The organism is Salmonella sp. SAL00653, from assembly GCF_046552515.1.
Lineage (GTDB): Bacteria > Pseudomonadota > Gammaproteobacteria > Enterobacterales > Enterobacteriaceae > Salmonella > Salmonella enterica.
This window is the reverse complement of record NZ_JBGDTY010000002.1, coordinates 12831-26670: the sequence shown is the minus strand read 5'-3', so window position 1 is coordinate 26670 and position 13840 is coordinate 12831. Positions and strand designations below refer to the sequence as shown.

The following is a 13840-nucleotide window of genomic DNA, read 5'->3' as shown; positions in this document are numbered from 1 at the left end:
GTGAGAAAACAAGGAGACATAATGAAGATTGTAATTGCGCCAGATTCATTTAAAGAGAGCTTAAGCGCTGATAAATGCTGTCAGGCTATTAAAGCGGGATTTTCAACCGTATTTCCTGATGCGCGCTATGTCTGTTTACCGATCGCCGATGGTGGAGAAGGAACCGTGGACGCGATGGTGGCAGCGACCGGCGGGAAACGGGTTTCTGTGGACGTTAGCGGGCCGATGGGGGAAAAAGTAAACGGATTTTATGGCCTGACCGGCGACGGCAAAACGGCGATTATTGAAATGGCGGCGGCGAGCGGATTGATGCTGGTGGCGCCAGAGGCGCGTAATCCGCTGCTGGCATCCAGTTTCGGCACCGGCGAATTGATTCGTCACGCCCTGGACGCGGGGATTCGCCATATTATTCTGGGTATCGGCGGCAGCGCCACGGTGGATGGCGGAATGGGAGTAGCGCAGGCGCTCGGTGTGCGTTTTCTGGACGCGCAGGGAACGCCGCTTGGCGCCGGAGGGGGCAATTTATCGCGCCTGGCGAGCATTGACCTGCAGGGGTGCGATCCGCGAATTTCAGAGTGTCGTATTGAGGTCGCCTGTGATGTTGATAACCCGTTGGTGGGGCCACGCGGTGCGGCGGCGGTATTCGGTCCGCAGAAAGGGGCGACGCCTGAAATGGTTGAGACGCTGGAAAATGGATTACGTAATTATGCCCGTGTTTTACATGCCCTGACCGGACGCGACATGTCTCAAATACCGGGCGGTGGAGCGGCCGGAGGAATGGGGATTGCCGCTATCGTCTTTCTGGAAGCGGAAATGAAGCCCGGTATTGAGATTGTTATGCAGGCGGTGAAGTTGGAGGAGGCGGTAAAAGAGGCCTCGCTGGTGATTACCGGAGAAGGACGAATCGACTCGCAAACGGCGGGAGGAAAAGCGCCGATAGGCGTCGCGTCAGTGGCGAAACGGCATCACGTCCCGGTTATCGGCATTGCCGGCGTACTGGGCGACGGCGTGGAAGTGGTCCATCGCCACGGTATTGATGCAGTATTCAGTATTTTGCCGCGGCTGGCGCCTTTGCCGGAAGTTCTGGCGAACGGTGAACAAAATCTCTACCACAGCGCCTGTAATATTGCCCGCGTCATCAAACTTGGCCAGGATATCGGGACTCGTTAAGCATAAAAAAAGCCACGGTTCTCACCGTGGCAAAATCCAACATAGCTAAATTAAAAATAATCAGGAGGGCTGTCCGCCGTTAAATCATAACGTCGCGGTTACAGTCTTTGGAGTAGATGTAGCTGAATGCTTCGCCACGACCTACACCGTATCCGGCCTGCAGGGAATAAGCGCCCATGAAGATGTAGTCGCCTTTTTTCACCGGCACCCAGTTGTTGTCGAGGTTATAAACCCCCTGGCCGGAAAGGATATAAGCGCCATGTTCCTGGACGTGGGTTTCAATATAGCCGTGGCTGGCGCCCGGTTCGAAAGACAGAATATGCATATTCATATCGAAGCCCAGCTCTTTAGGCAGGAAATCCAGCAGAATAACATCTTCCATGCCTTCATAATGAATACGCTCCAGCTGGCTGGCATTGCCGGAAACCAACCACGGGGCATGCCCCTCGACAGGAGTATAGCGGCGTTTATATAAAAATAGCTGGCTGTCTTCCGTTTGAGCGTTGCTAAAAGTCATCATCTCGCCCGGTGGACAATAGAGGTATCCGCCCTGAGTTAAAGAGAATGTTTTTCCTTCTGCTTTAGCTTCAATATTTCCCGTAATGACATAGAGAAAAGTTTCAATCCCCTCGCCGCCAAAGCCCTGCTGGTTGCCGCCATTCTGATGTAAGGTGACCAGATAATCGACGAAAGAAGCACCCAGCTTCGGCGTCGAAAGGATGGTGACGTCACAGTTTTCAAAGCCGGGAATAATATTTTTCACCAGACCGTCCGGCGTTAAGAGCGCATAGTTACCGTGTTTCACAATGGCGCGGTTCGCCAGTAAATCATCGCGGTAACCCGTGACGTTATTCAGATATCCCATTGATGGCTCCTTATTTTTGCCAGGCAAGTTGATGCAGCATTAATGCCAGAGTTTTGACCCCTTCAGCAAGGTCATTAATGTTGGTACGTTCCGCCGGGTTATGGCTGATACCATTAATGCTGGGGACGAAAATCATACAGGTAGGGACGCGCGGCGCGAAAATTTGCGCGTCATGACCTGCGCCGCTATGCATTATGCGATAGTTCAGTTGTTCGGTTTCACACAGCCTGGTGAGGGCCGCGACCAGTTCGGCGTTCATCGGCACCGGCGCTTCGTCCATCCACAAATCGATATCGATGCTGATATCCATTTCATCGCAGATGGCGCGCATATCGTTTTCCAACTGTTCGGTAAATTCGCGAAGTACCGCGGCGTCCGTATGCCGGCAATCGATTGTAAATGTGGTTTTTCCAGGGACAACATTGACCGTATTCGGCTGCGGCTCAACTTTGCCGAACGTTAATACCAGGGGATCGCCATGCTGTTTGGCTTTTTCAATGGACTGACTGCAAATACGACTGAAGGCGTGCACCGTATCGCGACGATAGCCCATTGGCGTTGTGCCTGCATGGTTGGACTCGCCGTTGAGCGTCACCGTGTAGCGACGTTGCCCGACGATGGCGTTGACGACGCCAATCGACTGTCCGTTGCTCTCCAGAACGCAGCCTTGCTCAATATGCAATTCAACAAAGGCGCGGATATCGGTTCGCGCAGCGAGCGGCGCGGCGGGAAGGGTAAATCCGCACGCCTGCATAGCGTCGACAAAGCCTGTGCCTTTGGCGTCCTGGATATGGCGTACCTCTTCAGGATTCGCCAGGCCAAAAATGTTCTTGCTGCCCCAAAAAACGTAAGGGAAACGGCTGCCTTCTTCCTCAGCCATTGATACTACCTCGACGGTGCGCAGCGGCGCGCCGTAGGTCGCTTTTAGCCAGTCGATCGCCAGCCAGGCGGCAAGCGCGCCGAATTGCCCGTCCAGATTGCCGCCGTTGACGACCGTATCAATATGCGAACCGCTTAAAATCACCTGCTCCGGAAATTGTGTGCCGCAAAGGCGGCCATATAAATTTCCGACGTCATCAAAGCGTGTCTCCAGACCGCTTTCTGCCATTCGCTTTTTAAACTGCTGCTGTGTTTCCAGCCACTCAGGCGAATAAAGTAAACGCGTCATTCCACCCGTAGGATCGGCTCCAATGGAAGAGAGCCAGGGCAATGTTTCTTCTATCGCGTGGCGAAAATGCTTTATCATAGAAAATTCCTGTTTCAATAATTATTGGGCAAAGGGATTTTTTGTTTCGTATGACTTGAGATAGAGGGTATCGGAAATCAGATATTGATAAATATCATCAACAATATCGATACCATTCATATCGGCATTTTTCTGTTTAATATCCTGATCCTGTCCAGGATAATAAACCTGTTTAAAACCGGGGGCGGGCTTCACGGCATTGAGTTCCTGCATGGTCTGACTAATATGTTTGCGGAATAATTCACAGGAAGAAAAGAACGCCGGATTAATGACCAGATGAAGTTGTCCTAAATTGCGTCCGGCGTGTAAATCTTCATACATCGAACTGACCTGGCGGCCAAACGGCAGCCCCAGCAGAATGCCGGACAAAATATCGCTCATCATCATCAGGCCGTAACCTTTCGGGCCTGCGGCGGGTAATAACGCATTGACGGCAAAAGGATCATGTGTCGGCGCGCCGTTTTTATCGACGGCCCAACTCTCCGGAATGGACTCATTGCGAGACCGTGCATCGAGGACTTTTCCCCAGGCCTGCACGGTGGTGGCCATATCAAAGGTAATGATGTCATCGCCTTCGCCCGGCGCGGCAAAGGCCAGCGGATTAGTGCCATAGTAAATATCCGCCCCGCCAAACGGCACGACCATAGGATCGGACTGACAGATAGACAGACCAATCAGGCCTTCGCGAGCAGCCTGGCGGACGAAATAAGAGATGGCGCCGCTATGGCCCATTCTGCTAATGCCGACAACCGCGACGCCATTTTTTTTGGCTATTTCAATAGCATGCTCTATTCCCATTTTGGCTGCGACCTGTCCGGCAGCATTATCGGCATGCAGTATCGCCGTACAGGGACCGGTATTCTCAATGCGGAACGTCGGCTCCCGGTTGGTGCCGCCTTTTGAAATTCGTTCGGCATAATATTCAACGCGTACGGCGCCATGTGAGTGAATACCTCTGGCATCTGCATAAACCAGTACGTCGGCGACGGTGGCGGCGTGCTCACGTTTTAGTCCGGCTTTATAAAGCTTATTTTCGATAAGCTGATGGAGTGTTTCCCGACTGATTTTCATCTGTCTTCCTTTTTAACGACGGTGTGAAGCATGACTGCGATTAACATACCGGGAAAATAAAATGATTATGTGATCCAGACAGGCAAAAAAATATAATTAGAATTTATTTGATAATCAGGCGGGTTTTATCTTTTTGCTTAAATAAAAAGCTTTTTTAGAAAATCATAACTAATCCTTTAGCTGTTGTTTGAATTCTTTTGTTAATAAATTTGATGTGACGTTAATCACTCTATTTACCCTCCCGGATATATACCGTGAAGCGCACATTAACACTGCTCGTGCAATTGCAATGGGTGCAATTATTAAGGAGTTGTTATGATCCACGCCTTTATTAAAAAAGGGTGTTTTCAGGACTCTGTCAGCTTAATGATTATTTCTCGAAAGCTGAGTGAGTCCGAAAATGTTGATGATGTATCGGTAATGATGGGAACGCCTGCGAATAAGTCGCTGCTGGAAACTACCGGTTTCTGGCATGACGATTTTCATGGCGCTACGCCCAATGACATTTGCGTGGCGATTCGTACCGAAGCGGTAGATGACGGCATTACGCAGGTGATTGTGCAACAGCTCGAAGAAGCATTGCAGCAGTTGGCGCAGGGAAGCAGCGGCAGCCAGTCGTTAATCCAGGTCAGACGCTGGGAAAGCGCCTGTCAGAAACTGCCAGAGGCGAATCTGGCGCTGGTATCGGTGGCCGGCGAATATGCGGCGGAACTGGCAGAGCAGGCGCTGGATCGTTCGTTGAACGTGATGATCTTCTCCGATAATGTCACGCTGGACGATGAAATCAGACTAAAACGCCGGGCGCGTGATAAAGGACTGCTGGTCATGGGGCCGGATTGCGGCACCGCTATGATCGCCAATACGCCGCTGGCTTTCGCTAACGTCATGCCAGAGGGCAACATCGGGGTGATTGGCGCTTCCGGCACCGGTATTCAGGAGCTCTGTTCACAGATTGCGCTGGCGGGGGAAGGGATTACCCATGCCATCGGGCTTGGCGGACGCGATTTGAGCGCCGAGGTCGGCGGGATCAGCGCGCTAACGGCACTGGACATACTCAGCGCGGATGAAAAGAGCCAGGTGCTGGCCTTTGTCTCCAAACCGCCTGCCGATGCGGTTCGCCAGCATATTATCGCGGCGATGAAAGCCACCGGCAAACCTGTTGTAGCGCTGTTCTTAGGGTTTTCCTCCCCCGTTGCGCGTGAGGATAACGTCTGGTTTGCCTCGACGCTGGATGAAGCCGCCCGACTGGCATGTTTATTGTCTCGCGTGACGTCGCAGCGTAAAGAAATGGTTTCAACAGGCGGCGTGATTCGTGGTCTCTATACCGGCGGAACGCTGGCGGCGGAAGCGGCGGGGCTGCTGGCCGGCTATCTGGGCGTCGCGACGGATACGGAACATCACCATGGCATGATGCTTGACGCTGACGGCCACCAGATTATCGATCTGGGCGATGACTTTTATACCGTTGGGCGACCACATCCGATGATTGACCCGGCGTTACGTAATCAGCTTATCGCCGGGCTTGGCGCACAGCCGCAGGTACGCGTGTTATTAGTGGACGTCGTTATTGGTTTTGGCGCGACCGCCGATCCCGCCGCATCGCTGATTCAGGCCTGGCAGAAGGCATGTGCCGCACGCGCCAGCGACCAGCCGCTGTTCGCCATCGCAACCGTCACCGGAACGGAACGCGATCCTCAGTGCCGCTCGCAACAAATCGCCGCGCTCGAAGATGCCGGCATCACGGTAGTGGATTCTCTTCCCGAAGCCACTCTGTTGGCCGCGGAACTGATTCGACCCACTCTCTCTTCCACTCATCCATCAGCTCCCCGGTTACTGGAAGCGGTAGCGGTGATTAATGCCGGGTTACGTAGCTTCGCGCTGGATTTACAGGCTGCCGGTATGCCCGTGGTGCACTACCAGTGGGCGCCTGTCGCTGGCGGTAATAAAAAACTGGCTCGTCTGTTAGAACGTTTGCAATAAGGGGTTCCCATGTTTACATCAGTGGCGCAAGCCAACGCTGCAGTCATCGAACAAATTCGTCGCGCACGTCCGCACTGGCTGGATGTGAAGCCAGCTTCTTCATTAATTAGCGTGCTCAATCAGGGGAAAACGCTTCTTCATGCCGGCCCGCCGATGCGCTGGCAAGAGATGACCGGCCCGATGAAAGGAGCCTGTATCGGCGCATGCCTGTTTGAAGGATGGGCCAAAGATGAAATGAGCGCGCTCGCGCTGTTAGAGCAGGGAAAGGTCAACTTTATTCCCTGCCATCACGTTAACGCTGTGGGGCCGATGGGCGGTATTACCTCAGCCAGTATGCCGATGCTGGTCGTGGAAAATATCACCGACGGCAATCGCGCGTACTGCAATCTCAACGAAGGGATCGGCAAAGTGATGCGTTTCGGCGCCTATGGCGAAGATGTTCAGCAACGTTTGCGCTGGATGCGTGATGTGCTGATGCCGGTATTAAGCGCAGCGCTGGGACGTCTGGAGCGGGGCCTCGACCTGACCGCAATGATGGCGCAGGGCATTACGATGGGAGATGAATTCCACCAGCGTAATATCGCTTCTTCCGCATTGCTGATGCGCACGTTGGCGCCGCATATCGCCCGTCTGGAACACGATAAGCAGCAGATAGCGGAAGTGATGGATTTTCTGAGCGTCACCGATCAATTCTTCCTTAATCTGGCGATGGCCTACTGTAAAGCCGCCATGGACGCGGGCGCGCAGATTCGCGCCGGCAGTATTGTGACGGCGATGACCCGCAATGGCGATATGTTTGGCATTCGGGTTAGCGGTCTGGGCGACCGTTGGTTCACCGCGCCTGTTAATACGCCACAGGGGCTATTTTTTACCGGTTTTTCGCAGGATCAGGCCAACCCGGACATGGGAGACAGCGCCATTACTGAAACGTTTGGTATTGGCGGCGCTGCGATGATTGCCGCGCCTGGCGTAACGCGTTTTGTCGGTGCCGGGGGAATGGAAGCGGCGAAATCTGTTTCTGAAGAGATGGCTGAAATTTATCTCGAACGCAACATGCAGCTACAAATCCCCGGCTGGGATTTTCAGGGGGCCTGTCTGGGACTGGATATCCGCCGCGTGGTCGAGACCGGAATTACGCCGCTGATTAACACGGGTATCGCGCATAAAGAGGCGGGGATTGGCCAGATTGGCGCGGGAACCGTCCGTGCGCCGCTGGCCTGTTTCGAGCAGGCGCTGGAAGCGCTGGCGGAAAGCATGGGCGTAAGTTAAGAGAGCGTCTCATGAAACGTATCCATCCTCTTATGGCAAGCCGACAATCGGCGGATTATCGGCAACCCTGGCAGATGTCAGGGGTATGGCGTCGCTCTATTAATTTTGTGGCGAAAAGCGGTGAGTTATTAACGCTTCACCGTCGGGGGAGCGGCTTCAGTCCGGGAGGGTGGATACTGCGCGGCGGCGATTTTGACGCATTGCGCGATGTGCTCACCGATGGCGAAAAACCGCAGTCAACCGCTGCCGGCATTCAGATTGGCGAGTTTCTTTTATGCGAGCCGGAGAGGCGCTGTTCGCTGCGGGTTCCACGCTATCTTGCGTCGCCGCGTCTTAACGCGACGTACATGCAGCGTAGTGAGGAGACGGGACTGTTTGGGCCGTTAACCGTCGCCGCAGCTCAGCCTCTATGTCCGGAACTTCGCCAGTTTTGTCACTGCTTTCAGTCGGCGCTTGCAGGTGCTGCGACTGACTGGCGGCTATGGCTGGGTAAAGGGCCGGGCTTAACGCCCAGTCATGACGACACGCTGACGGGAATGTTGCTGGCGGCCTGGTATTTTGGCGCCATAGATGAACGCGCCGGGCGTAATTTTTTTGCCCAATCCGGCAGCCTTGATCGGGCGACGACGCTCGTGAGCGTTAGCTATTTACGCTATGCGGCTATGGGTTATTTCGCGTCGCCTTTACTCCACTTTATTCATGCGCTGCGACGAGATGCTCGCACAGAAACGGCGATTGACGGACTGCTGGCGCTGGGGCACACCTCGGGCGCGGATACGCTGCTGGGGTTCTGGCTTGGACAACAAATAGTAAAAGGATAGGGAATGAAAACGTTGGTAGTTGCTCTTGGCGGCAACGCATTATTGCAGCGCGGAGAAGCGCTAACGGCAGAGAATCAATATCGCAATATTGCCGACGCAGTGCCTGCGCTGGCGCGACTTGCCCGCTCGTATCGGCTGGCGATAGTACATGGCAACGGCCCCCAGGTCGGCCTGTTGGCTTTACAGAACCTTGCCTGGAAAGCCGTTGAGCCTTATCCGCTGGATGTGCTGGTGGCGGAGAGTCAGGGCATGATCGGCTATATGCTGGCGCAGCGTCTGGCGCTTGAACCCGATATGCCGCCGGTGACTACAGTATTAACGCGGATAAAGGTATCGGCGGACGATCCTGCTTTTCTTGAACCGGAAAAGTTTATTGGTCCCGTTTATTCGCCAGAAGAGCAAATGGCGCTGGAAGCGACTTATGGCTGGCATATGAAACGTGATGGAAAATATCTGCGCCGTGTCGTCGCTTCCCCGGCGCCGCGTCAGATTATCGAAAGCGCCGCTATTGAGTTATTGCTAAAAGAGGGCCATGTGGTGATTTGCAGCGGCGGTGGCGGGGTACCTGTTGCCGGCGAAGGCGAAGGGGTCGAGGCGGTGATAGATAAAGACCTGGCGGCGGCATTGCTGGCGGAGCAGATAGCGGCCGATGGTCTGATCATTTTGACGGATGCGGATGCGGTGTATGAACATTGGGGAACGCCGCAGCAGCGCGCTATTCGTCAGGCTTCGCCCGATGAGCTGGCGCCGTTTGCCAAAGCCGATGGCGCGATGGGGCCGAAGGTGACCGCGGTAAGCGGGTATGTGAAGCGGTGCGGAAAGCCGGCATGGATTGGCGCATTATCGCGTATTGACGATACCCTGGCGGGCAGGGCGGGAACCTGCATCCGTCTGTGATCGCGACGGGCGGCAACAGAGAATGCGCCGCCCACGCTGTTTATTTAAGCTTACTTTGCGCCCAGATAATGCCGCTGGCGTATTCGCCCGGCAGGAGCGGAGAGAGCGCTTCCAGGGTGGCGCTAAGACGTGAGGTATCGCTGTCGGTCAGATTCAGATGGCCGACTTTTCGCCCCGGACGTACCGCTTTATCATACCAGTGCAGATGTACCAGCGGCAGCTTCAGCCAGTCGTAATTCAGTTCGCTGCCGATCAGGTTGATCATCACCGACGGGGCGTTAATCACCGGCGCGGGCAACGGTAGGCCGGTAATAGCACGCAAATGCAATTCAAACTGACTGATGCTGGCGCCATTTTGCGTCCAGTGTCCGCTGTTATGCACGCGCGGCGCCAGTTCATTGATTAGCAGGCCTTCCGGCGTGATAAAACATTCCATCGCCATTACGCCGACGTAGTTCAGCGCCTGCATAATTGCTGACAGCATCGATTCCGCCTGCGCCTGCTGTTCGGCGTTCGCCTGTGGGAACGCGACGCTGGTCCGCAAGATGCCGTCCTGATGCAAATTGTGCGTTAGCGGGTAAAACACGGTACTGCCGTCATGAGCGCGCGCGCCGACTAACGACACTTCGCCGGAAAAATGGATACCGCGCTCAACAATACATGCGCCATAGCAGTCATCCGGCAGTTGCCCGGTTTCGTCCGCGCGTAGACGCCACTGCCCGCGACCGTCGTAGCCGCCAACGCGACGCTTAATAATCGCCAGTTCGCCCAGACGGCCAAAGATGCCGGACCACTCGTCGGCGCTGGACAGCAGCTGCCACGGCGCGGTCGCGAGTCCCAGTTTATCGAAAAGCTGTTTTTGTGTCAGACGGTCGGCGATGATCGGAAATACATCGCGATTGACGAAGGCCGGGTGGCGCGCCAGCTCGCGGGTAAGCGCGGTTTCCGGCCAGCGCTCAATCTCTGCGGTAATGACGCTCTGCTGTACCGGAACGGCGGTAGGCTCTGCATCCAGGCCAACCGGCCAGACGGCGATACCCAGCGGTTCTCCCGCCTGGCGCAGCATTCGGCCCAGTTGTCCGTTGCCGAGAACGCAAACTTGCTTCATAGCGTCCCCCGCGGATCGGGATTTTCCAGAACTTCATCGGTTTGCGCTTTGCGCCAGTCGGCAATGCGCTGATGCAGTTCCGCGTCGTGTTGCGCCAGAATCTGCGCAGCGAGCAGGGCGGCGTTAGCGGCACCGGCTTTACCGATCGCCAGCGTACCCACCGGAATGCCGCGCGGCATCTGCACGATGGAGTAGAGGCTATCCACGCCGCTTAGCGCAGCGCTTTGTACCGGCACGCCGAGTACCGGGACCAGCGTTTTTGCCGCAATCATTCCCGGCAGGTGCGCCGCGCCGCCCGCGCCGGCAATAATCACTTGATATCCGTTCTCTTCCGCCGTTTCGGCGAAGCTGAACAGTTTATCGGGGGTGCGATGGGCGGAAACCACTTCTACATGGTGCGGGACATCCAGAATTTCAAAAATTTCGGCGGCGAATTGCATGGTAGCCCAGTCGCTTTTGGACCCCATCACGATGGCGACACGCGCCGGATTATTGCGGGAAGACATGCGTCTTAAAACTCCTGTAGTGCGGGACACGCTGCTTTTGAGGTGTCAAAGAATAGCATGATAATCAGGCAAGGAAAACGGTTGCGTGTGCGCCGTAACGGACGATTCGACGAACATTTACAGGGGGAAGGCGATTAACTCAACGTTGTCCGGCGTGACTTTTACCATTGAACCTTCATGATGCCATGCGCCTAACACCACGCGGAACGCGGGCTGGTCGTTGACGGAAAGTTCATGCACCGCCGGGCGGTGGGTGTGACCGTGAACCAGCCACTGTACGCGGTGTTTTTCCATTTCGGCGACGACGGTCTGCGCATTGACGTCCATAATATCCAGCGATTTGCTGCTGTTGGCGGCTTTACTGCCGGCGCGCATTCTGGCGGCGATACGGCGGCGGATAAACAGCGGCAGGGTAAGGAATAGTCGTTGAACCCACGGATTATGGACTTTGGCGCGAAACGCCTGATATCCGGCATCATCGGTACAGAGCGTATCGCCGTGCATAATCAACACATTGCGGCCATACAGGTCGAGCACTTTTTCCTGCGGCAGTAGAATCATGCCGCTTTCGCGGGCAAAGCGTTTGCCAATCAGGAAGTCGCGATTACCATGAATAAAGAAGCAGGGGACGCCGGAATCAACCAGCGATTTAATGGCAACGGCCATTTCACGATGTAGCGGGTTGGGGTCGTCGTCGCCAATCCAGGCCTCGAAGAGATCGCCAAGAATATACAGCGCGTCGGCCTGGCGGGCTTCTACGGCTAAAAAACGCAGAAAACCGGCGACGATCGCCGGTTCTTCCGTTTGCAGATGCAAGTCTGCAATAAACAGTGTCGCCACGATTACTCGCTGACGGTCACGTTTTCAATGATGACGTCTTCTTTTGGTACGTCCTGGTGCATACCGCTACGGCCAGTGGCGACGCCTTTGATTTTATCTACCACGTCCATACCTTCTACAACTTCCGCAAAGACGCAGTAGCCCCAGCCCTGCAGACTTTCGCCGGAGAAGTTCAGGAAGTCGTTGTCTGCCACGTTGATGAAGAATTGCGCGGTAGCCGAATGTGGCGCCTGAGTACGTGCCATTGCCAACGTACCACGGGTATTTTTCAGACCATTGTTGGCTTCGTTTTTGATCGCCTCTTTGGTGGCTTTCTGTTTCATGCCCGGCTCAAAGCCGCCGCCCTGAATCATGAAACCGTTAATCACACGGTGGAAAATGGTGTTGTTGTAAAAACCTTCGCGGCAGTAGTCCAGGAAGTTTTTAACTGTTTCAGGCGCTTTATCATCAAAGGTTTTGATTACGATATCGCCGTGATTAGTGTGGAAAGTAACCATTTTTGCATCCTGTTCCAAGAGAGTGGTGCTTTAGCCCGCAATGGGGCACATATAGGGGCTTGTTATAGCATAACCGTAAGCTGCGATCACCTTGCAAAGTGTGCTGCTTCAAGGTTGAATTATGAGTATTATACACACCTAATTACCCACACACGTCTATACGGAATCTTCGATGTTAAAAATTTTTAATACACTGACGCGCCAAAAAGAGGAATTCAAACCCATTCATGCCGGGGAAGTCGGCATGTACGTGTGTGGTATCACCGTTTACGATCTCTGCCACATTGGCCACGGACGCACGTTTGTCGCTTTTGACGTTGTCGCGCGCTATTTGCGTTTTCTCGGTTATAAGCTGAAGTATGTGCGTAACATTACCGATATCGACGATAAAATTATTAAACGTGCCAATGAAAACGGCGAAAGTTTTGTCGCGCTGGTCGACAGAATGATTGCGGAAATGCATCAGGACTTCGACGCGCTGAATATTCTGCGTCCGGACAGCGAGCCGCGTGCGACGCACCATATTCAGGAAATTATCGAACTCACCCGCACCTTAATCGAGAAAGGGCACGCCTATGTGGCGGATAACGGCGATGTGATGTTTGATGTACCGACCGATCCGACTTATGGGCAGCTTTCCCGTCAGGATCTTGAGCAGCTTCAGGCGGGCGCGCGCGTGGATGTCGTTGACGTGAAGCGTAACCCGATGGACTTCGTGCTGTGGAAAATGTCGAAAGAGGGCGAGCCGAGCTGGCCGTCGCCGTGGGGCGAAGGGCGTCCGGGCTGGCACATTGAATGTTCGGCGATGAACTGCAAGCAGTTGGGCAACCATTTTGATATTCACGGCGGCGGTTCCGATCTGATGTTCCCGCACCATGAAAACGAGATTGCCCAGTCTACCTGCGCGCATGACGGCGAATACGTCAACTACTGGATGCACTCCGGTATGGTGATGGTGGATCGCGAGAAGATGTCCAAATCGCTGGGCAATTTCTTTACCGTGCGCGACGTGCTGAAATACTACGATGCGGAAACTGTGCGCTACTTCCTGATGTCCGGGCATTACCGTAGCCAACTGAACTACAGCGAAGAGAACCTCAAGCAGGCGCGCGCCTCGCTGGAGCGGTTATACACTGCATTGCGTGGAACGGATAAATCAGCGGCCCCGGCGGGCGGCGAGGCGTTTGAAGCGCGTTTCGTGGAGGCGATGAATGACGATTTCAACACGCCGGAAGCCTACTCCGTCCTGTTTGATATGGCGCGTGAAGTCAACCGTCTGAAGGGCGAGGATATGACCGCCGCGAATGCGATGGCGTCTCATCTGCGGAAGATTTCTGGCGTGCTGGGACTGCTGGAGCAGGAGCCGGATGTTTTCCTGCAAAGCGGCGCGCAGGCGGATGACGGTGAAGTTGCGGAAATTGAAGCCTTGATTCAACAGCGTCTGGATGCCCGTAAAGCGAAAGACTGGGCGGCGGCGGACGCGGCGCGCGATCGTCTCGCTGAAATGGGTATTATTCTGGAAGATGGCCCGCAGGGCACCACCTGGCGGCGTAAGTAAGCGCTTTTACAG

At 54.7% G+C, this 13840-nt stretch carries 13 protein-coding genes; 6 read left to right on the top strand and 7 right to left on the bottom strand.

What is annotated here, in order from left to right:
* Positions 1 to 21: 21 nt before the first annotated feature.
* Positions 22 to 1170 (top strand): glycerate 3-kinase, encoded by a 1149-nt coding sequence (glxK, locus tag ACLJRU_RS02870; protein WP_000706331.1) that lies wholly within the window; start codon positions 22 to 24, stop codon positions 1168 to 1170.
* 79 nt (positions 1171 to 1249) lie between these two features.
* Here glxK and allE read toward each other — a convergent pair whose 3' ends face one another.
* Genes allE through allD form a run of 3 tightly spaced genes read right to left on the bottom strand, consistent with a single transcriptional unit; the run spans position 1250 to position 4352 of the window.
* Positions 1250 to 2035: a (S)-ureidoglycine aminohydrolase gene (gene allE / locus ACLJRU_RS02865; protein WP_000540985.1), complete on the bottom strand. Its 786-nt coding sequence runs from the start codon at positions 2033 to 2035 to the stop codon at positions 1250 to 1252.
* A 10-nt stretch (positions 2036 to 2045) separates the two neighbouring features.
* Complete coding sequence (gene allC / locus ACLJRU_RS02860; RefSeq protein ID WP_000589759.1) at positions 2046 to 3281, bottom strand: allantoate deiminase; 1236 nt, start codon at positions 3279 to 3281, stop codon at positions 2046 to 2048.
* A gap of 21 nt (positions 3282 to 3302) precedes the next feature.
* Entirely contained in the window at positions 3303 to 4352 is a 1050-nt protein-coding gene (allD, locus tag ACLJRU_RS02855) for an ureidoglycolate dehydrogenase AllD (RefSeq protein WP_023235530.1), read from the bottom strand.
* Between the two features lie 315 nt (positions 4353 to 4667).
* Here allD and ACLJRU_RS02850 point away from each other — a divergent pair, with 315 nt between their 5' ends.
* Genes ACLJRU_RS02850 through ACLJRU_RS02835 form a run of 4 tightly spaced genes read left to right on the top strand, consistent with a single transcriptional unit; the run spans position 4668 to position 9319 of the window.
* Positions 4668 to 6332, top strand: a complete 1665-nt coding sequence (locus ACLJRU_RS02850) for an acyl-CoA synthetase FdrA (protein ID WP_000580906.1) — start codon at positions 4668 to 4670, stop codon at positions 6330 to 6332.
* Between the two features lie 9 nt (positions 6333 to 6341).
* Positions 6342 to 7601, top strand: coding sequence for a DUF1116 domain-containing protein (locus ACLJRU_RS02845; RefSeq protein ID WP_000495330.1), 1260 nt, complete (start codon positions 6342 to 6344; stop codon positions 7599 to 7601).
* Positions 7602 to 7612: 11 nt separating this feature from the next.
* A complete protein-coding gene (locus ACLJRU_RS02840) occupies positions 7613 to 8422 on the top strand; it encodes a DUF2877 domain-containing protein (RefSeq protein WP_000821191.1) in 810 nt (269 codons plus the stop codon).
* Positions 8423 to 8425: 3 nt separating this feature from the next.
* Positions 8426 to 9319, top strand: a complete 894-nt coding sequence (locus ACLJRU_RS02835) for a carbamate kinase (protein ID WP_000855344.1) — start codon at positions 8426 to 8428, stop codon at positions 9317 to 9319.
* A gap of 40 nt (positions 9320 to 9359) precedes the next feature.
* Here the strand turns inward: ACLJRU_RS02835 and purK are convergent, their stop codons facing one another.
* The 4 genes from purK to ppiB all read right to left on the bottom strand — a co-directional run bounded on the left by purK (position 9360) and on the right by ppiB (position 12270).
* Positions 9360 to 10427 (bottom strand): 5-(carboxyamino)imidazole ribonucleotide synthase, encoded by a 1068-nt coding sequence (purK, locus tag ACLJRU_RS02830; protein WP_000815595.1) that lies wholly within the window; start codon positions 10425 to 10427, stop codon positions 9360 to 9362.
* The gene (gene purE, locus ACLJRU_RS02825; protein WP_000098736.1) at positions 10424 to 10933 is read right to left on the bottom strand and encodes a 5-(carboxyamino)imidazole ribonucleotide mutase; all 510 of its coding nucleotides are present in this window, start codon (positions 10931 to 10933) and stop codon (positions 10424 to 10426) included. Before purE ends, purK begins: the two co-directional genes overlap by 4 nt.
* Before the next feature lie 117 nt (positions 10934 to 11050).
* On the bottom strand, positions 11051 to 11773 hold the full coding sequence (gene lpxH / locus ACLJRU_RS02820) for a UDP-2,3-diacylglucosamine diphosphatase (RefSeq protein ID WP_000212287.1): 723 nt from the start codon (positions 11771 to 11773) through the stop codon (positions 11051 to 11053).
* 2 nt (positions 11774 to 11775) lie between these two features.
* Positions 11776 to 12270, bottom strand: coding sequence for a peptidylprolyl isomerase B (gene ppiB / locus ACLJRU_RS02815; RefSeq protein ID WP_000255991.1), 495 nt, complete (start codon positions 12268 to 12270; stop codon positions 11776 to 11778).
* 172 nt (positions 12271 to 12442) lie between these two features.
* Here ppiB and cysS point away from each other — a divergent pair, with 172 nt between their 5' ends.
* Positions 12443 to 13828 (top strand): cysteine--tRNA ligase, encoded by a 1386-nt coding sequence (gene cysS / locus ACLJRU_RS02810; protein WP_000912376.1) that lies wholly within the window; start codon positions 12443 to 12445, stop codon positions 13826 to 13828.
* Positions 13829 to 13840: the final 12 nt, after the last annotated feature.

Bases quoted from the DNA above. Each gene is read 5' to 3' on its own strand.
- purE (WP_000098736.1), bottom strand. From the start codon at position 10,933: ATGTCTTCCCGCAATAATCCGGCGCGTGTCGCCATCGTGATGGGGTCC.
- allC (WP_000589759.1), bottom strand. From the start codon at position 3,281: ATGATAAAGCATTTTCGCCACGCGATAGAAGAAACATTGCCCTGGCTC.
- ACLJRU_RS02845 (WP_000495330.1), top strand. From the start codon at position 6,342: ATGTTTACATCAGTGGCGCAAGCCAACGCTGCAGTCATCGAACAAATT.
- ACLJRU_RS02850 (WP_000580906.1), top strand. From the start codon at position 4,668: ATGATCCACGCCTTTATTAAAAAAGGGTGTTTTCAGGACTCTGTCAGC.
- ppiB (WP_000255991.1), bottom strand. From the start codon at position 12,270: ATGGTTACTTTCCACACTAATCACGGCGATATCGTAATCAAAACCTTT.
- glxK (WP_000706331.1), top strand. From the start codon at position 22: ATGAAGATTGTAATTGCGCCAGATTCATTTAAAGAGAGCTTAAGCGCT.
- allD (WP_023235530.1), bottom strand. From the start codon at position 4,352: ATGAAAATCAGTCGGGAAACACTCCATCAGCTTATCGAAAATAAGCTT.
- ACLJRU_RS02840 (WP_000821191.1), top strand. From the start codon at position 7,613: ATGAAACGTATCCATCCTCTTATGGCAAGCCGACAATCGGCGGATTAT.
- purK (WP_000815595.1), bottom strand. From the start codon at position 10,427: ATGAAGCAAGTTTGCGTTCTCGGCAACGGACAACTGGGCCGAATGCTG.
- cysS (WP_000912376.1), top strand. From the start codon at position 12,443: ATGTTAAAAATTTTTAATACACTGACGCGCCAAAAAGAGGAATTCAAA.
- ACLJRU_RS02835 (WP_000855344.1), top strand. From the start codon at position 8,426: ATGAAAACGTTGGTAGTTGCTCTTGGCGGCAACGCATTATTGCAGCGC.
- allE (WP_000540985.1), bottom strand. From the start codon at position 2,035: ATGGGATATCTGAATAACGTCACGGGTTACCGCGATGATTTACTGGCG.